This window comes from Microcoleus sp. Z1_B2 (genome assembly GCF_036700325.1).
Classification (GTDB): Bacteria; Cyanobacteriota; Cyanobacteriia; order Cyanobacteriales; family Microcoleaceae; genus Microcoleus.
In genome coordinates this window covers 70,064-89,301 of record NZ_JAUBOQ010000021.1, presented here as the reverse complement: position 1 = coordinate 89,301, position 19,238 = coordinate 70,064, and the positions used below count along the sequence as shown (strand labels likewise).

Below are 19,238 nucleotides of genomic sequence, written 5' to 3'. Positions count from 1 at the left end.
ATTATATTTTTGCACTAAAATGTCAGTCACTACTCATCAATTAATTCAGTGGAAACAACAAGGGCGGTCAATTGTTGCCCTGACAGCTTATGATTATGCGATCGCCCAACTCATCGATCGAGCAGGCGTAGATATCATCCTAGTCGGCGATTCTCTGGCAATGCCCATATTGGGCTACGAGACAACACTGCCCCTCACTCTCGATGAAATGCTGCACCACGCTAAAGCAGTGCGTCGCGGTGTTAAACAAGCATTAATTGTTGTCGATTTGCCGTTTTTAACCTATCAAGAAAGTCCCCAGCAAGCCATGCAATCGGCGGGGAGAGTTTTGAAAGAAACCGGCGCTCAAGCTGTAAAATTAGAAGGTGGATATCCAGCAATGGCCGCCACAGTTTCGCAGCTAACATCCGCCGGAATTCCAGTGATGGGACACGTCGGTTTAACTCCGCAGTCGGTACACCAACTCGGCTACAAAAAACAAGGAAAAACTGTTGAAGCTGCCGATCGCATCATAGCAGAGTCGATCGCACTTCAAGAAGCCGGTGCCTTTGCGATCGTCTTAGAACACATTCCCGCAGACTTAGCCGCCCAAATTACCCAAAAATTAACTATTCCCACCATTGGTATCGGTGCCGGGCCGCACTGCGACGGACAAGTATTAGTTACTTCCGATTTGTTGGGACTTTCCGAAAAACAGCCGCCTTTTGCAAAAGCTTATGTCAATTTGCGAGAGACAATTACTCAAGCTGTAACAGATTATTCTCTAGAAGTTAGAGAAGGCAAATTTCCCGAATAGGTTCGTAGTGAGGGCTTGAACCCTTAAAAATCAGGACTAAAATCCTCACTACAAACCTAATTTACACTTTGGGCTGGCCCTCTTCCTCTTTATCCTTCTCAACAGCTTCATCCTCAGATTGACCAACCCCTTCCTTAAAACTCCGCAGCGTTTTTCCCAAAGCATTTCCTAACTCAGGAATCTTCTTGGGGCCGAAAATTAGTATGGCAACCACCGCAATAATGCCCATTTCGGGCAATCCCAGACCAAACATACACTCATCTCCTGTAAAACTTGCTCGATCGTAAGTCAATCTACTGATATTGTTAAAGTATCTACGTTTTTTCCTGCATCCTGCAAGAGTAGAATCGAGTTTTATTAAGCTATCCCCCGATAAATAAGAATGTTAGAAATATCCCAGCCTTCTCTGCGCGAACAACAGCATCATCTCATCCGCGATTTAGCAGACCGGATGGAAGCAGTATGGCACCGCTACCTCGACCTCGAACCCTACCACCTGCCCGCTGAGTTGGGATATATAGAAGGGCGCTTGGAAGGAGAAAAACTGATCGTGGAAAACCGCTGCTATCAAACGCCCCAGTTCCGCAAAATCCACCTTGAACTCGCTAAAGTCGGGCCGGTACTTGACATTCTGCACTGCGTGATGTTTCCCAGACCGAATTATGCTTTGCCGATGTTCGGTACGGATATCGTAGCAGGCAAAGGGCAAGTTAGCGCCGCGATCGCAGACCTTTCTCCCCTCAATCGAGATCGAACTTTGTCGGAAACCTACCGAACCCAACTGGAAACTTTGCCACTCAAGCAATTTTCTTGTCCCCGCCCAATTCCCGAATGGGGGGATATTTTCTCAGAATTTTGTCTGTTTGTGCGGCCAGAGTCGATCGAAGAAAACAGTCGGTTTTTGGATATTGTTGAATCCTACGTTGAAATTCACTGCAAACACGCAGTCGCTTCCGAACCAGTCTCTGCCGCCGAAACATCGGAAATTCTAGACGCTCAAATTTACTACTGCACCCAGCAGCAGCAAAACGACAAAACCCGCCGCGTACTCGAAAAAGCTTTCGGTCAAGATTGGGCAGAACATTACATGACCGAGGTGCTTTTTGATATCCCTAAATAGCTGAAAATTGTTTACAATACTTTACAGTAGGGGGAAAAAACTTAATCAGGAAATCACCTACTTTATAAGTAATGGTAAAGGAATCACGGCTCAAGGATAAATCATTTTTAAAACCCCCAGGGCGAGGAATCATCGGTTTAGCGATCGCCGCCACTGTAATTACCACAGGAGTCGGTTTTTGGCAAGTATCTCAAATTAGAAAAGCCGAAGAGTTAAAGGCGGCGGCTGCAACGGCGGCTGCAACTTCCGTCGCCACCCGCAACAGCGTTACCGCTTTGGGTAGGTTGACTCCCCAGGGGGAAGTTATCAAATTGTCGGCCCCTTCGGCGTCGGAGGGAGCAAGAATTGAACAGTTGCAGGTGGAAGAGGGCGATCGAGTCAGTCAAGGACAAATCATAGCAGTTCTCGATACGCGCGATCGGCTCCAAGCAATCCTCCAACAAGCCGACAAAGAAGTCAAAGTCAAACAAGCAGAATTAGCGAAAATTCAAGCAGGCGCAAAAACAGGCGTTGTCGGCGCCGGGAAAGCAGAAGTTGCCAAGTTTGAAGCACAAGTGCAAAGAGAAACCGAAGCCGAAGCCGCCAATGTCGCCCGCTTAGAAGCTCAACTGCGAAGAGAAACCGAAGCCGAACAAGCTAACGTCGCCAAATTCGAGGCCGCGCTGCAAAGAGAAACCGAAGCGGAACAAGCTAATCTTGCTAAATTTGAGGCACAACTCCAAAGAGAAACAGAGGTGCAGCAAGCCAAATTGGCTAGGTTAGAAGCTCAATTGCGGGGCGAAATTGCCTCTCAAAACGCTACAGTCGATCGGCTAAAAGCCGAATTAACCAACGCCGAAGCCGAGGAAAAACGCAATAAAGAACTCTCCGAAACAGGCGCAATTTCTGCTTCCGCCTACGACACCAAACGCTTAGCAGTAGAGACGGCTCGCCAGAGAGTCAAAGAAGCGCAAGCTATATTAGAAAAAACCGTGCAAACACTGCAAGAGCAAATAGTCGAAACGAAAGCAACAATCAAACAAACAGTAGAAACAGGCCAGCAGGAAATCAATCAATCGCGAGCCAATCTCAAACGCAAATTAGAAACTGGTAGGCAGGAAATTAACCAAGCCAGAGCCACCTTAAATCAAAAGATAGAAACAGGTAGAGAACAAATTAATCAAGCCGAAGCAATACTCAAACAAAAAGCAGAAACTGGCCAAGAAGAAATCAATCAAGCCAAAGCAAATCTAGACCAAATTGCCGAAGTACGTCCCGAAGATGTGCAAGCAGCCCAAGCCGCCGTAGAAAGTGCGATCGCCGCCAAACAAAAAGCTCAAGTAGACTTAAACTTAAGTTACATCAAAGCACCCGTATCCGGCTACATTCTCAAAGTTCACAGCCGACAAGGAGAACGCGTCAACACCCAAGACGGCATCGTAGAACTAGGCGGCACCGACCAAATGTACGCCGTAGCAGAAGTTTATGAAACCGACATCGCCAAAGTGCGAAACGGCCAGCGCGCAGCAGTCACCAGCCCCGTTTTGGCAGGCACTTTGGCAGGAACAGTCGCTCGCATCGGCAAACAAATCGGCAAAAAAGATGTCCTGAATACCGACCCCGCCGCCGACACTGATGCTAGAGTTATCGAAGTAAGAATTCGCCTCGATCCCGAGTCGAGCAAAAAAGTTGCAACCTTAACAAACTTGCAGGTTGAAGTTAAAATAGATATCTAAATTTTACGTTGACCAAACTTACGCATGGGCACTCAAGAAACCGCGTTTTTTACCGAGATTAAGGGTGTGAATCAAATATAAGGGTAAAAAACCCGGTTTCTCAACACCCGTGCTTAAATCCTAAAATTATTCAATCCAAAATCCCCAATCTAAAATCTAAAATCTAAAATCTAAAATTGATTGACTCTTATGGCAAAAATACCGCTAGCTTGGGCACAGTTAACTCGCGAAAAAATGCGCTTAGTAATCGCGCTAGCCGGCATTGGATTTGCCGACTTGCTGATGTTTATCCAGTTTGGATTTAGAGATGCGCTGTTTGAAAGTTCCATCAGCTTTCACTCGCAATTAAAAGGAGATATTTTTATCACCAGCACCCAGTCAACGGCTTTAATAGCCATGAAAAGTTTTCCCCAACGGCGTTTGTATCAAGCTTTGAGTTTTAACGGCGTTACCGGAATCAGCCCGGTATATCTAGGCTTTGGTTTGTGGAAAAATCCCGCACCAGACAAAAACAATACCCGCCAACTGATGATAATCGGTTTTGACCCCAATCGTCCCATCTTTGATCTGCCGGAAGTTAAGGATAATTTGGACAAAATCAAAATTTCAGATGTCGTTTTATTCGATCGAGCTTCCCGCCCGGAGTTTGGGCCAGTAGCAGACTATTTCAACCAGGGAAAGCCTGTGGAAACTGAAATAGACAACCGCCGCGTTACTGTAGAGGGGTTATTTACTCTAGGAGCATCTTTCGGTGCTGATGGCAATATTATTACCAGCGATTTGAACTTTCTGCGGATTTTTAACAGTAGAAGAACTAGAGGCTTAATTGATGTCGGAATTGTTCACTTGCAGCCGGGAACTGATGTCAAGGCGGTTATTGAAAAAATGAGGGCAACTTTACCACAAGACGTGACTATTGCTTCTAAAGAAGAGTTTGTAGCTTTTGAGAGAAAATATTGGGAGGAAAGCACGGCGATCGGATTTATTTTCACTCTCGGCGCGGCTATGGGATTTATTGTCGGCATCGTGATTGTCTATCAAATTCTCTATACTGATGTTACTGACCATTTGCCAGAGTACGCTACTTTGAAGGCGATGGGATATAAAGACAGTTACTTTTTGAGTGTGGTTTTTCAAGAGGCTTTAATTTTGGCAATCCTGGGCTATTTGCCCGGACTTGGGATTTCTGTGGTGCTGTACAATTTAGCGAGAACTGCTACGAGTTTGCCGATGTACATGACTTTGGGGAAAGTTGTAACTGTGTTTGTCATGACAACAGTCATGTGTTTTGTATCGGGGGCGATCGCGGTTAGGAAGTTGCAGGCGGCAGATCCGGCGGATATTTTTTAAGGAAGGAAGGCACGACACGGATTCTGACACGGATACACGGATTAAAGAATGAGGAATTATGAAATAAAAAAACACTCATAACTAATAACTAATAACTAATAACTAATAACTAATAACCATGAACACTCTACCAGTTGTCTCAATTAAAAATCTCAACCATTCTTTCGGCGAAGGTCAACTTCGCAAACAGACATTATTTGACATCAACCTAGAAATTTATCCGGGCGAAATCGTGCTAATGACGGGGCCTTCGGGGTCTGGTAAAACAACATTGTTAACCTTGATTGGAGCTTTGCGATCTATCCAAGAAGGTAGTCTGAAAATTCTCGACCAAGAATTGCGGGGAACGCCGAAAAATAAATTAGTACAAGTCCGTCGCGACATCGGTTATATTTTCCAAGCTCATAATTTGCTGAAATGCTTGAGTGCTAGGCAAAATGTGCAAATGTCCCTCGACCTACACAACCATCTTTCTAACAAAGAAACTAATGATAAAATAGAAGGGATTCTGGAAGCTGTGGGGTTGGGAGACAGAATAGATTATTACCCAAGCAGTCTTTCGGGCGGCCAAAAACAAAGAGTTGCGATCGCCCGCGCATTAGTCAGCCAGCCGAAATTAGTATTAGCAGACGAACCCACAGCAGCACTAGACAGTAAATCAGGTCGAGATGTGGTAGAAATCATGCGAGGTTTAGCCAAAGAACAGCACAGCACTATTTTGCTTGTCACCCATGACAACCGCATTTTAGACATAGCCGATCGCATTATTCACATGGAAGACGGCTACCTCGCACAAGATACATCAACAGCGGCTGCCACAGGCGTTCTTTCGGGAAAATAATATTAATCCACCTCAACTTATTTCCGAGAACCGGGACGCTTTCCTCCTACCTTGGCAGGACTTTTTGTTGCACCTTTGGCTGGAGTTTTAGAACTACTTTTGCCGTTTTTTTGGCCTTTCGCTCCTGTCAACTGGCTCTCAAGGTCATTTGCAGGTCGGCCCGCAGGCGTTCTCGTAGTCCTAAAGGTAACATTCACCCCTTCATTCGACTGTTCCAGCACCAACATCGGCGTCGGCTTGGCTTTTTGATCCCACTCAATATGAACGATGCGACCTTGAATTGTCGGCTGCCAACTGTCGTGGTCGTCTGAAGGACTCAGATAAGTTTCCAAACAGTCAATAATTTGATTAATTGTCGCTGATGTAGCCTGAGTCGGCAGTTTCATCAGCTTAATTTGAATCCGAAACAGCACTCGTTTTTCTATTTTTACCGCCGGATCGCCAGTTTCGTATTCGATATCAAACATCGAATCCACTTGCCTGCCACTGCCGGCATTCCCGTTTTTATCTCCCACTGCAGCCTGAGTCGGACGCAGGGCAATACTAATTTTCTCTTTGACTTTTACCTTAATCTGATTCACAATGGCAAAGTGAAAGACTTCTTCCGCCATTCGCATTCTCAGGTAGTCTAAATTAAAGTCTCGCGAGTGGATAAGGTCGGGATTCTTTTCCATCTTTGACATGGTTTCCAGAGCCATTTTGTATTTTTTCTGGAGTTCTCGATTTCTAAACTCCTCAAACTTGAGCTTTTTGCTCAAATCGTCGAGTTTTAGCTTGGTAAACACAGCTAAACCGATAAGCAATAACAACAGTAATCCCGACGCTCCCATGAAGAGTTGGTCTGAGGACGGATCTCCGGGTTTAGCCTGTTTAGGTTTGGGAGAGGCTACTGCCAACCTTGGTTCTACAAGGATTATTTGGGTTGACATGGGCTTTTAAAGGGTAAAATTTGACGCTATATTTATACAGGACTCCAGAGTAGAGCTGGTAGTGCAACTGGATCAACCAACATTGACATCATTCCACCATCATCTTGGTACAACTGGATTTCTGCAACTGGAACACGCACCCTCTAATTAATACTTTATCTTTAACTGCAAGCAGGTTTCCGAAATATCGGAAAATCGTGCGCTGGTACTGGCCAATAGAAATGGTGAATTGTCTGTAAGATATTATACCAATACAGCTAAAAAAAATGTTGGTTCGGGGGTCTCCTTTTCTAGAAAAATAAAAAGAAATACACATAAATTAATACTAACTCTGGAAGCGAGCTGCGGAAAACATCAAGCAGAACAGTCGATCGCCCGGACGATCGAGGGGCGGACATTGAAGAGTGCTAATTCCTACTGTTGGCTCACTCCCCCCGTGCAAGCCCACCGGGCGGCTTGCTGTGAGAGTCTAGCTCTCTTTGCGATCGAACAACGTCTCCTTAGCTAAGATTACAGCTAATACCACCAATATTCGATCGTGACCTACGAACCCCTGCACCACAAATATCGCCCTCAGACATTTGCCGAATTAGTCGGTCAAGAGGCGATCGCCCAAACCCTCACCAGCGCCATCCTACAAGAGCGCATAGCACCAGCATATCTATTCACCGGCCCCAGAGGCACCGGTAAAACCTCCAGTGCCCGAATTTTCGCCAAATCCCTCAACTGTATTTCTACGGTAGCCCCCACCCCCACACCCTGTGGCAAATGCAACGTTTGCCAAGAAATTGCCCGAGGTTCGACACTAGATGTCATCGAAATTGACGCCGCCAGCAACACCGGAGTAGATAACATTCGGGATTTGATTGAACGAGCTCAATTTTCGCCCGTACAGTGCCGCTATAAAGTATATGTAATCGACGAAGTTCATATGCTCAGTACCCAGGCATTTAATGCCTTATTGAAAACATTAGAAGAACCGCCAGATCGCGTTGTATTCGTCCTCGCCACAACCGACCCACAAAGAGTATTACCAACTATTATTTCTCGTTGCCAAAAGTTCGACTTCCGCCGCATACCACTCGAAGCAATGATTGCTCACTTGCACAAAATTGCCCAATTAGAAAACATCAATATTGCCAGTGATGCAGTACAAATGGTTGCTCAAATCGCCCAAGGAGGTCTGCGAGATGCCGAAAGTTTGCTCGACCAACTGAGCTTATTTCCCGGTCAAGTAACAGTCGAAAAAGTTTGGGATTTAGTCGGTGCGGTTCCCGAAAATGATTTAATGGATTTGCTGCAAGCTATTGATACAGATAACGCTACAGCATTAATAGACATGACTCGTCACCTAATGGATCGCGGTCGGGAACCGCTAATCGTGCTGCAAAGTCTCGCGAGCTTTTACCGAGATTTGCTAATAGCCAAAGCTGCCCCGAAACGGTCAGATTTAGTAGCTTTAACATCGGCCACTTGGGAAAAACTGGGGGATTTTGCCCGCAATTGGGATGCCGAGTTGATTTTGGCCGGTCAGAAACATTTGCAAACCCACGAAGTGCAAATTAAAAACACCACTCAGCCGCGTTTGTGGCTGGAAGTAACGCTGTTGGGATTATTGCCATCAGCAATTAGAACTCAGCAGCAACCAACAGCCGAACCAGCGAAAAATGTTGCTCAACCACCACAAAATTACCCCCCCCAACCAAGGGCGGGCACGGGGGCACCGCCCCTACAATCGGGAGGAAGTCAAACATCTAATATTGAACAATCTTCTGTTCCCAATTCGCAAAATCCTCCGCCGCAGTCGCCGCCTGTGGCTAATCGAATAGAAAACACACCTCCTGCAGCGATTCCTGCACCTGCACCAACTGCGGAAACGAATCAAACAAATTATTCCCCGGCTAATTCAGGCGATGAAATCGATTTAAATCGAGTGTGGGAACAGGTACTTGACCGCGTGCGGCCCCATGGAACTCAATCGCTGCTTCGTCAACATGGACAGCTAGTAATTTTTAGCAATGATACTGCTTATGTTAAGATTAGTTCGCAGCCGTTGCTCAATATGGTTAAAGACAAAGTAGCTAATATTGCAGAAGCTTTTTTGCAAATTTTTAACCGTCGAGTAACAGTAAAGGTGGGCTTGACAAATCCCGCTGAAACTAATAGTTCCCGCACCAAGAATTTGCCAACTTCTAACGGACGTGGTGGCGAAAATGCCAGCAATTCTCATCCTGCGGATGATGCGGGCCAACAGGTGCAGAAGTCGGCGGCTTCTGAGATTACAGATGATTTTTTGGGGAAGGGTAGAGAAGAACAAAAACACCCGCCTGCGACTGAAAATACCGCTGTTAATGTGCCGGCAATTTCCGAATCGCGATCGCCCACAAACGGTTCTACAGACTCTCAAACTGACTTTAACGCTCAGGCTATAGCGGTGCGTGATGACGCGCGAGATGTCGCGAATAGGGCTAGGCAATGGGCTGATATGTTTGACGGGCAAGTAGTCGATTTGTCTGATGACTTGGAGATTTGGGAGTCGGAAACTTTTAGATTGGAATCTGAACCTGATTTTTCCGAGTTATCTTCTGAGTTAGGTGAGGATGATTTTATTGATTGGTAAATGAGAATTGGGCATTGGGCATTGGCTTGATATGATATCAATTTCGGTTGCACTCTTGGAAATGATAGAGGAGACGGCAGTGCCATCTCCCTACAATGTTATTTTGGGTAGGGAGACGGCACTGCCGTCTCCTAATTTCGGCTACTAATAATTTCGATGCAACCGGAAACGATATGATATGTTGTACCATGCTCAAGAACAGGCTTTCCGGCCTGTTCCACAAAGAGTGAATTTTCTTGTGGGGAGTATGGGTTGGGCAGGAGATCCCGCCCTAAAAGACTTATTGACAATGTGAAAACTTTTAAGCCGATTCCGGTTTTGGTAGCGAAGACGGAAGTACCAATAACTCAGCAGTCGATCGCTTCTCGACCATTTCCTTAGTAATCGTACACCGGGCAACATCCTTGCGCGACGGCAACTCGTACATCACATCCAACATCAATTCTTCGACAATTCCCCGCAGCGCCCGTGCTCCAGTTTTGCGGCGGTATGCTTCCTGGGCGATCGCCCGAATCGCCTCTGGCTTAAAGTCCAACTGCACATTATCCATCTTCAGCAGCTTTTGATACTGCTTAACCAAAGCATTTCGGGGTTCCGTCAAAATCGCCATCAGCGTTTCCTCATCCAGCGGTTCTAACACCGCCGCCACCGGCACCCGCCCGATAAACTCAGGAATCATCCCAAACTTCACCAAATCATCCGGTTCCAGTTGCTTGAGTACATCAGCAGCCCGCTTTTCCTTCGGCTGAGCTTCTCCGGGCTGAATAAAGCCCATTGACTTTTTGCCCGTTCTCTGCTCTATCACTTTCTCCAGACCGACAAAAGCACCACCGCAGATAAACATGATATTGCTGGTATCAATTTGGATGCAGTCTTGGTAGGGATGCTTGCGCCCGCCTTGGGGAGGTACATTGGCGATCGTCCCCTCCAGCATTTTCAGCAGCGCCTGCTGCACGCCTTCCCCAGAAACATCCCGCGTAATCGAAGGATTTTCGCTCTTGCGGGCTATTTTGTCAATTTCATCAATATAAATAATTCCGCGCTGCGCCTCTTCCACGTCCATATCTGCCACTTGCAGCAGCCGCAGCAAAATATTTTCCACATCTTCCCCGACATAGCCCGCTTCCGTCAGCGTCGTCGCGTCAGCCACCGCAAACGGCACGTCTAGCATATCCGCCAAAGTCTGAGCCAGCAGAGTTTTGCCGCAACCAGTCGGCCCGATTAACAAAATATTCGATTTTTGCAGTTCTACTTCTTCCGGCGGGTGCTTGCCACTATTTTTGGCATGGATAAAGCTCAGGCGCTTGTAGTGGTTGTAAACTGCCACCGAGAGCACCTTTTTCGCCTCATCTTGCCCGATCGCATTTTCGTCGAGATAATTTTTAATTTCCCTCGGCTTGGGAATTTGGCTCAGCGACATACTTTTGCCCGAAGTACCGCGGCGCTTTTGCGTCGTTTCCTGCTTCGGAGCCACCGCCGCTGCGGGCACTGCACTCGAATCAAACAACTCCTCATCTAAAATTTCATTGCACAAGTCAACGCATTCGTCGCAGATATACACCCCGGGCCCTGCGATCAACTTGCGTACTTGCTCTTGAGACTTGCCACAAAACGAACATTTTAGATGGGAGTCGTACTTAGACATAACAGCCTCTTAATTCAGTGCAGTGACATTCTCTCCCGCCGTCGGAAGGTTTTCCTTAGCGATAACTCGATCGACCAAACCGTAATTTTTGGCTTCCTCGGCTGACATAAAAAAGTCGCGCTCTGTATCCGCCTCTAATTTGTCGATCGGTTGACCCGTGTGGTGCGCTAGCAGTTGATTCAGCTTACGCTTATGATAAAGGATTTCTTTGGCTTGAATCTCAATATCAACTGCTTGACCTTGAGCACCTCCAAGCGGCTGGTGAATCATAATCCGGGAACTCGGAAGAGACATCCGCTTACCGTGAGCTCCTGCTGTCAGCAGAAATGCGCCCATACTCGCTGCCAAACCGTAACAAATCGTCACCACATCCGGGCGGATTTGCTGCATTGTGTCATAAATTGCCATGCCGGCCGTCACCGAGCCACCGGGGGAATTAATGTACATTTGGACATCTTTTTCTGGGTCTTCGGCATCTAGATACAATAGCTGAGCCACTATTGAGTCAGCAACTTCGTCGGTTACGGGAGTTCCTAAAAACACAATTCGCTCCCGCAGCAAGCGCGAGTAAATGTCAAAAGCCCGCTCGCCCATCCCCGACTGTTCTAGCACCATCGGCACTACATTGCTGGGGCTGGAACTGACATCAAAATCGTTATAGCTTGTAATTAGGTAATTGGAAGATTGAGATACAACCATAAGACACCAGTCAAGGATTCTAGACAATTTGCTGCTGCTGATGAAAGCTTTAAATTAAGCCGCCAGCTTTTAACTATTATGCCTCTTCTGAACAGATATCGGGGGAATGGGGAATTGGGCATTGGCCAAACAGGGCATAGTCGAGCAAAAATCTTGTGACTATTTAACCCAAATTCAACAGTAGCTCGACATTAAACGTAAAATTCGATCGCACTTCAGATACCCCCGATCCCCGCCCTAGGCACACTCCAAGAGCCAATTAGTGTCCACTTAAGCTTTCAGCCTGCCAAGTCCACCAGTGGGCCCGCTAGTCCGCCAGGGAATCAATTCCACGGGGCTTATAGCTAAAGTCCTCACTATGAGGACTAATGAATTATTCAGTCCTCATAGCGAGGACTTGCGCTTTGAGGCAGGGGTTTAAACCCCTGCCCGACTGCGGGTTTAACGTGTTTGTTGACACGAAGAAGGGCTGGCGTGCGGTGTCCCTACTACTTTGATTCTGCGCCCTATTCTTCGCCTACGACTTCCACTTCAACGCTCGTGGCTGCTTCTGCTGAATCTTCAGCGTCCGATTCTTCTGATTCTTCTGCTGCTGCAGGAGTCAGTGAGCCTTCAGGTACGAGTTCGATTGTTCCTTTTTCTTCCAACCATTTCAGGGTTTTTTGTTTGAGCAAGTCTTCTGCTACAAATTCCTGCAACCTTTGGGGGTCAAAATCTCCTTTGGGAAACTGCTTTCTGATTTTTGCTACTTCTGCTTTTACTTCTGCTGGTTCAACAGATAAGGATTCCAGCTTGGCTACTTCTGCCAGAGCTAAATTCTGCTTGAGGCGCTCGATTGCTTCCGGGCGCGAGCGTTCCCGCATCGGGCCCATATTTTCTTCGGTAAACAGTTGGTTGATATCTATGCCGTAATTTTTCAATTGGAGGGCTTGTTGATTCAACAAATAATCGATTTCGCGATCGACCATTGTTTCGGGAATTTCCACTTCTATTAGCTGCACAAGTGCTGCTGATATAGCTTTTTCCTTATTAGCTGATGTCTGGTTTTCTTGGTCGGCTTTAAACCGAGTTTCCAGCGATTCGCGCAGTTCTGCTAAGGTTTCAAACTCGCTGACTTCTTGGGCGAAGTCGTCGTCCAACTCCGGCAATTCTTTTTCCTTAAGTTCTTTGAGGGTAATCGTAAAGACTGCTGGTTTTCCGGCTAATTCTTCACTGCTATACTCTTCGGGGAACTGTACAGAAACTTCTCTCGTTTCTCCTGGATTCATCCCGATCATGCCTTGGATAAAGCCCGGTACAAACTGATTTTCCGACAATTCTACTTGGAAGTCTTCTGCTTCGCCACCGGGAATTTCTGCGGGAGTTTCGCCTTCTGGTGCTTCCGCAAATCTACCGGAGAAATCAACCAAAGCCGTGTCTCCCAACTGAGCTGGCCGGCCTTCTACGGGGATTAAAGTAGCTTTGTCCGATCGATATTTTGCCAATACCTCATCTACCTGACCCTCATCATACTTAGCTTCTTCTGCTTGAAGCTGCAAACCTGTGTACTGACCCATTTTTACTTCGGGTTGTACATCAACCTTCGCCGAAAAAATCAGAGGCTGTTCTGGATCGAACTTCTCTAGTAATTCTTCAAACTCGGTGCGAAGTTCAAAACTGCCAATTGCCGCAATTTTTTCTTGTTCGAGGGCTTTTTGCAGGGAATCATTAATCAAATTTTCCAAAGCCGTCGCCTTCAAACGACTCTGGCCTAGGCGCTGTAGCAAAACTTGACGGGGAACTTTGCCTTTGCGGAACCCAGGAATACTAACCTCGCGAGCAAATTGTTTAATTACTTGCTCGTAAGCTTGTTTTGACTTTTCTGACGGTACTTCGATTTCCAGACCAATTTGGCTAGCTGGAAGTTTTTCCTGGGTTACTTTCATCGGCTTTTTTGATATTTAACAATAGTGTATTGACACTCCCTGTCCTTTAGGTCAGGGATTCTTAATTCAGCGACTGACCTTAAAATGTTGCGTCCTTTCGGCAATCCTCAAACTTTTTAACCGTAGAAATCCTACCAATTAACGAGCCTGATTCGCAGTCATCCCTCTTGGTCTATCTCCAAAAGCGTACTAGGATATTTACCTAGAGTTCGGGTATGCCCTACCCTACTTAACAAGACTAAATAGTTTGTTTCTCTGGTTAAAGGAACTGTGTTAAGCCCCTAGCTGTTTATAGAGTTTTCGCCGCTCTTTGTCCCCCGGTTTACGCGCCAAAGTGTGTCGTTAACTGTTTTTATGCACTAGGGCGCAGGAGTTTAACCTTGACTACTCTAGAATACTAGAAATTTCCTGACTTTTAGGAAGGGATTTAAGAAATTAAAGCCGTCCTAGAAGGACAGGGTTTTAGACCCAATTTCCTTGATAAAATACATACAAATCTGACTTTGCCTGCATTTTAATTTTGTACGCTTTGACTCGTAACGGCACAACTACAACACCTTTACCGGATGAGACTGTAAGTCATTGCCGGCTACTTTTTTGGCTCTTGCCAAATAGTTTGGGTTTGAGGATACTAGCTTTTGCTAGGAATGTGGAGGTTAAGTCCACTAATTGCCGATGCACCATAGCACATATCGCCCTGTGATGTCAATCTTGCCGGTCTCTGCGGCCAGTCAAAGTCAATGGATGCGCCTGCGAAAATGCAGATATATCGCAAAACTTAACCGGATGCGGATTGGGCGTGGGCGAGCGACAAAAGATGCTAAACTGGCATTGGGTACGATCGCACGGATCGATCGGGAAGTTCGATCGCCCTTTTAGGTTAACTGCACCATTGCTATCCTCTCATGCTCCTGATATCGCATAACATTAATTAAGTTTGATATTGAGAATTGCAGTTATTTAAATTTTTGATTTCGATCCTTTAGACTCTAATTTGTGGAGGAAACTAATTTGTCTCAATCCTATCGAGTTGCCATTTTAGGAGCTACCGGCGCAGTCGGGGCCGAGTTGCTAGAACTCTTGCACAGCCGGACTTTTCCGATTTCTCACTTGAAGCTGCTGGCTTCGGAACGTTCAGCAGGCACTACCTTGCCTTTTGGGGGCGAGATGCTGCAGGTGGAAGCAGTTTCGGCGCGATCTTTTGATAATGTAGATTTGGTGCTCGCCTCTGCCGGCGGCTCTACTTCTAAATTATGGGCTCCGCAAGCTGTGGCAGCCGGGGCAGTGGTAATTGACAATTCTAGCGCTTTCCGCATGGATGCGACGGTACCGCTAGTGGTTCCCGAAGTCAATCCCCAAGCGGCAGCAGCTCACCGAGGTATAATTGCAAATCCCAACTGCACGACTATTTTGATGGCGGTTGCCGTTTGGCCACTTCACAAAGTTAGGCCGATACAGCGCATCGTTGTAGCAACTTACCAGTCTGCCAGCGGGGCGGGGGCCAGGGCAATGGAGGAAATGAAAGCTCAAGCAAGAGCAATTTTGCAGGGAGAAACTCCCAAAACAGATATATTTCCCTACCCGTTAGCATTTAATTTGTTTCCGCACAACACCCCGATTAACGATTTGGGGTATTGTGAAGAAGAAATGAAAATGGTAAACGAAACTCGGAAGATATTTGGTACGGACGAGATTAAAATTACGGCAACTTGTGTGCGGGTTCCCGTACTGCGGGCTCATTCGGAAGCGATTAATCTAGAGTTTGCAGAGCCTTTTAGCGCGATCGAGGCCAGGGAAATCTTAAAGCAGGCAAGCGGGGTTAAGCTGGTAGAAGACTGGCAAGCTAATTATTTCCCGATGCCCGCAGAAGCCAGCGGTAAGGATGACGTGTTAGTCGGCAGGATTCGCCAAGATATTTCTCACCCCTGCGGGTTGGAAATGTGGCTGTCGGGCGATCAAATTCGCAAAGGGGCGGCTTTAAATGCGGTGCAGATAGCTGAGTTGCTGGTAGAAAAAAATTTGTTGCGAAGCCAAGTGGCGGCGGCTTCTAATTAGGGGAAGCCTCGCAACTTGAAAATTGAAATTGGGGATTTTAGATAAACCTTTCATCTGAAATCAAAAATTTAAAATCAAACATCAACAGTCTAAAATCGGAGAAAGTGTGGTAAAGTTTGGACGGGTTCTGACTGCAATGATTACGCCGTTTAAGGAAGACGGCAGCGTTAACTATGCGGTAGCAGAACAATTGGCAGTTCATTTAGCCGATCGCGGTACAGATAGCTTGGTAGTGTGCGGCACTACTGGCGAGTCTCCCACTATGACGTGGGATGAAGAGTACGAATTATTTCAGGTGGTACAAAAGGCGGTGGCCGGTAAGGCGTTGGTAATCGCCGGAGCAGGCTCGAATTCTACTTCAGAAGCAGTCGCAGCTACCCAAAAAGCAGCTAAACTAGGGTTAGACGGTTGTTTGCAGGTGGTTCCTTATTACAACAAACCCCCGCAAGAAGGTTTATATAATCATTTTCGGGCGATCGCGCAATCTGCTCCAGAATTGCCTATAATGTTATATAACATCCCCGGTCGCACTGGTCAGAATATGTTGCCGGAGACGGTGGCTCGATTGGCCCAAATTCCCAACATTGTGGCCGTAAAAGAAGCAAGTGGCAACTTGGATCAAGCAAGTCAAATTCGGTGCTTGACATCCCCTGAATTTGCCATCTATTCTGGAGATGATTCCCTAACTTTGCCAATGTTGGCGGTAGGAGGATCTGGTGTAGTTAGCGTAGCCAGCCATCTGGTAGGAGAACAACTGCAACAGATGATCAAAGCTTTCGAGGCCGGTCAAGTTCAAGTCGCTACCCAGATTCACTTGCAACTTTTTGACCTGTTTAAAGCTCTTTTTCTCACCACAAATCCCATTCCAGTCAAGACAGCTCTCAAGCTTCAAGGCTGGGATGTCGGCTCCACCCGTCCGCCCCTGTGCGATCCGCCCGTTGAGGTAACTCAAAAGTTAAAGGACGTACTGAGTCAGCTAGCAGCAGTATCAGCTAGCTAGACGAGCGAGAACGAGTTTTCAGACAACTGAATATTGGTTGTTATCAGTCATTAGTTCTGAGTTATCAGTCATTAGTAATTAAGTGTTAGTAAGTAGCTAACAGTCAAGCATTAAAGACTGAAGATAGAAGAATGAAGGCCAAAGACAACTGACTGTACGGGAGAGTAAAACCCGCCAGGGATTTTTCCATAAATATTTGGAAAAATATCGCCCTACCAACGAACCGTAGACGAAAGACGAAAGACGACAGACCATAGACCACAGACCAATAACAAAAATAACTAACAAAGGATACGCATGATCAAAAATACAACTGCATCTGCTCTAAAAGTTATTCCCCTCGGCGGGCTGCACGAAATCGGTAAAAACACTTGTGTGTTCGAGTACGGCGACGAAATCATTCTTTTAGATGCCGGTTTAGCGTTCCCGACAGATGGAATGCACGGGGTAAATATTGTCCTTCCCGACATGACTTACCTGCGGGAAAACAGCCACAAAATTAAAGGTATGATCGTGACTCACGGTCACGAAGACCACATAGGTGGTATCCCTTATCACCTCAAACAATTTGAAATTCCAGTCATCTACGGCCCGCGTTTGGCGATGGCTTTGCTAGCCGGAAAACTCGAAGAAGCCGGAGTGTCTCACCGCACTGAATTGAGAACGGTTAGACCCAGGGATACTGTCAGAATTGGCAAGAATTTCTTAGTCGAATACATCCGCAACACTCACTCGATGGCCGACAGTTTTACGGTGGCAATTCACACTCCCGTCGGAATTGTGATCCACACCGGAGACTTTAAAATTGACCACACTCCTGTAGACGGCGAGCATTTTGATTTGCAAAAGCTGGCGGAGTACGGCGAGAGAGGCGTGCTGTGCTTGATCAGCGATTCTACTAACTCGGAAGTTCCCGGTTTTACCGCTTCGGAAAGTTCTGTGGCGCCGAATTTAGACAGAATTATCGCTCAAGCACCGGGACGGATAATGCTGACGACTTTTGCTTCGTCGGTACACCGATTGCAAATTGTTTTGGACTTGGCTAAGAAAAACAATCGGTATGTCGGAGTGGTTGGCCGGTCGATGCTTAACGTCATCGCTCACTGCCGCAATCTTGGCTACATCAAATGCGAAGATAGTATTTTCAAACCGCTGAAAGAAATCCGCAATTTGGCAGAAGACAAGGTGCTGATTTTAACTACAGGTTCCCAAGGCGAACCGATGGCGGCGATGACTCGCATTGCTAACGGCGAACATCACGAACTGAAAATCAGAAAGGGCGATACTGTCATTTTCTCAGCTAATCCGATTCCGGGAAATACGATCGCAGTGGTAAACACGATCGATAAACTGATGATGCTAGGAGCACACGTGGTTTACGGCCGCGACAAAGGCATTCACGTTTCCGGCCACGGTTGTCAAGAAGACCAAAAGTTAATGATTAACATGACTCGTCCCAAGTTCTTCTTGCCGGTTCACGGGGAACACCGGATGCTGATCCAGCACTCCAAGACGGCTCAAAGCATGGGCATTCCCGCTAGCAATATGGTGGTTATTGATAACGGCGATGTCGTAGAATTGACCGAAAATTCGATACGAGTTGCTGGTCAAGTGCCTTCAGGAATTGAATTGGTAGATGCTTCTAGATCGGGCGTTGTCAAAGCTAGCGTCCTCAAGGAACGTCAGCAGTTGGCGGGAGATGGCGTTGTAACTGTAGCGGCGGCTTTGAATTGGGAAGGCAAATTAGTTGCTAAACCAGAAGTCCACTTGAAAGGTGTAGTGACATCAGCCGATCGCGCGGAGGTTATCAAATTAATCACTCAAACCATTGAAACAGTTTTGAGCGATCGTTGGTCAGAATTTGTAAAACCTGCCACTGCTGACTCACAAGTTGATGTTGACTGGGTAGGAGTGCAAACGCAAATAGAAAAAGCAATTCAGCGAGTGATGCGCCGGGAACTGCAAAGCAATCCGCTGTTGGTATTCCTGATGCAAATTCCTGAAGAAGCAGTGCGATCGGAAAAAGCAGCAGTATCTCCAGGTGCCCTGGAAGCACCTAAGCTATTATCCTCGCAATCATCGCCATCATCGCCGTCATCGCCATCATCCCCATCCTTGCCATCTCCTGCCAATCAGGTGACGGGCCGGCGCCGTCCCCGGACTGCTGCAAGGGCAGCTTCCTAGTAGGATAATTCTCGGACGCACTGCGAACAAAGAAAGGAGTTTTAGGTTTGGTAGTTGCGCTTGGGTACCCAAGCGCAACTACCAGCCTAGATATAAGAAATGAGAATTAAATAACTTCCACAAGATTGTGGGATGGCGTCCCGCCCGTCCTTTTTGGACGGGCGGGACGCCCATCCCACAATAACAATTAAAATTGTAAGTTATTTAATTCTCATTCCTTACCTAATCCGGGATTTGTAGGATTTTCTCGGTTAAGCTGTGGAGCATTTAAACCAGTAACGAGGCTAGTAGGGTGCGTCAGCTTATAACCCTTACGCTGAAACGGAAAACCTTAGATGCTGACGCACCTTACGCAAGCC

Annotated in this window: 15 protein-coding genes; 10 read left to right on the top strand and 5 right to left on the bottom strand. The window is 46.7% G+C overall.

Features of this window, described 5'->3' with window-relative positions; translation table 11 throughout:
* Positions 1-19 precede the first annotated feature (19 nt).
* Positions 20-796, top strand: a complete 777-nt coding sequence (gene panB / locus QT984_RS14465; protein WP_333374258.1) for a 3-methyl-2-oxobutanoate hydroxymethyltransferase — start codon at positions 20-22, stop codon at positions 794-796.
* Between the two features lie 61 nt (positions 797-857).
* Here the strand turns inward: panB and tatA are convergent, their stop codons facing one another.
* On the bottom strand, positions 858-1,088 hold the full coding sequence (gene tatA / locus QT984_RS14460) for a twin-arginine translocase TatA/TatE family subunit (RefSeq protein WP_333271011.1): 231 nt from the start codon (positions 1,086-1,088) through the stop codon (positions 858-860).
* A gap of 90 nt (positions 1,089-1,178) precedes the next feature.
* On the opposite strand from tatA, the gene QT984_RS14455 reads away from it, so the two are divergent.
* The 4 genes from QT984_RS14455 (at position 1,179) to QT984_RS14440 (ending at position 5,822) form a co-directional block, all read left to right on the top strand.
* A complete protein-coding gene (locus QT984_RS14455) occupies positions 1,179-1,916 on the top strand; it encodes a phycocyanobilin:ferredoxin oxidoreductase (RefSeq protein WP_333054751.1) in 738 nt (245 codons plus the stop codon).
* A 71-nt stretch (positions 1,917-1,987) separates the two neighbouring features.
* Positions 1,988-3,631: an HlyD family efflux transporter periplasmic adaptor subunit gene (locus QT984_RS14450; RefSeq protein WP_333054752.1), complete on the top strand. Its 1,644-nt coding sequence runs from the start codon at positions 1,988-1,990 to the stop codon at positions 3,629-3,631.
* Between the two features lie 189 nt (positions 3,632-3,820).
* The gene (gene devC, locus QT984_RS14445; RefSeq protein ID WP_333054753.1) at positions 3,821-4,981 is read left to right on the top strand and encodes an ABC transporter permease DevC; all 1,161 of its coding nucleotides are present in this window, start codon (positions 3,821-3,823) and stop codon (positions 4,979-4,981) included.
* 118 nt (positions 4,982-5,099) lie between these two features.
* Positions 5,100-5,822, top strand: a complete 723-nt coding sequence (locus tag QT984_RS14440; RefSeq protein ID WP_333054754.1) for a DevA family ABC transporter ATP-binding protein — start codon at positions 5,100-5,102, stop codon at positions 5,820-5,822.
* A 17-nt stretch (positions 5,823-5,839) separates the two neighbouring features.
* On the opposite strand, the gene QT984_RS14435 is transcribed toward QT984_RS14440, so the two are convergent.
* On the bottom strand, positions 5,840-6,751 hold the full coding sequence (locus tag QT984_RS14435) for a hypothetical protein (RefSeq protein ID WP_333054755.1): 912 nt from the start codon (positions 6,749-6,751) through the stop codon (positions 5,840-5,842).
* Positions 6,752-7,289: 538 nt separating this feature from the next.
* On the opposite strand from QT984_RS14435, the gene QT984_RS14430 reads away from it, so the two are divergent.
* A complete protein-coding gene (locus tag QT984_RS14430) occupies positions 7,290-9,371 on the top strand; it encodes a DNA polymerase III subunit gamma/tau (RefSeq protein WP_333054757.1) in 2,082 nt (693 codons plus the stop codon).
* A gap of 301 nt (positions 9,372-9,672) precedes the next feature.
* On the opposite strand, the gene clpX is transcribed toward QT984_RS14430, so the two are convergent.
* From clpX to tig, 3 genes are all read right to left on the bottom strand, one after another.
* Positions 9,673-11,016, bottom strand: a complete 1,344-nt coding sequence (gene clpX, locus QT984_RS14425) for an ATP-dependent protease ATP-binding subunit ClpX (protein ID WP_333054758.1) — start codon at positions 11,014-11,016, stop codon at positions 9,673-9,675.
* Between the two features lie 9 nt (positions 11,017-11,025).
* Positions 11,026-11,715, bottom strand: coding sequence for an ATP-dependent Clp endopeptidase proteolytic subunit ClpP (gene clpP, locus QT984_RS14420; protein ID WP_333041644.1), 690 nt, complete (start codon positions 11,713-11,715; stop codon positions 11,026-11,028).
* Between the two features lie 506 nt (positions 11,716-12,221).
* Positions 12,222-13,640 (bottom strand): trigger factor, encoded by a 1,419-nt coding sequence (tig, locus tag QT984_RS14415; RefSeq protein ID WP_333054759.1) that lies wholly within the window; start codon positions 13,638-13,640, stop codon positions 12,222-12,224.
* Positions 13,641-14,315: 675 nt separating this feature from the next.
* Between tig and QT984_RS14410 the strand changes: the two genes are divergently transcribed.
* From QT984_RS14410 to QT984_RS14395, 4 genes are all read left to right on the top strand, one after another.
* Positions 14,316-14,519, top strand: a complete 204-nt coding sequence (locus tag QT984_RS14410) for a hypothetical protein (RefSeq protein WP_333208246.1) — start codon at positions 14,316-14,318, stop codon at positions 14,517-14,519.
* 132 nt (positions 14,520-14,651) lie between these two features.
* On the top strand, positions 14,652-15,695 hold the full coding sequence (locus QT984_RS14405; protein WP_333054760.1) for an aspartate-semialdehyde dehydrogenase: 1,044 nt from the start codon (positions 14,652-14,654) through the stop codon (positions 15,693-15,695).
* Between the two features lie 106 nt (positions 15,696-15,801).
* Positions 15,802-16,695: a 4-hydroxy-tetrahydrodipicolinate synthase gene (gene dapA, locus QT984_RS14400; protein WP_333054761.1), complete on the top strand. Its 894-nt coding sequence runs from the start codon at positions 15,802-15,804 to the stop codon at positions 16,693-16,695.
* Between the two features lie 297 nt (positions 16,696-16,992).
* Positions 16,993-18,879 (top strand): ribonuclease J, encoded by a 1,887-nt coding sequence (locus tag QT984_RS14395; protein ID WP_333054762.1) that lies wholly within the window; start codon positions 16,993-16,995, stop codon positions 18,877-18,879.
* The last annotated feature ends 359 nt before the right edge of the window (positions 18,880-19,238 follow it).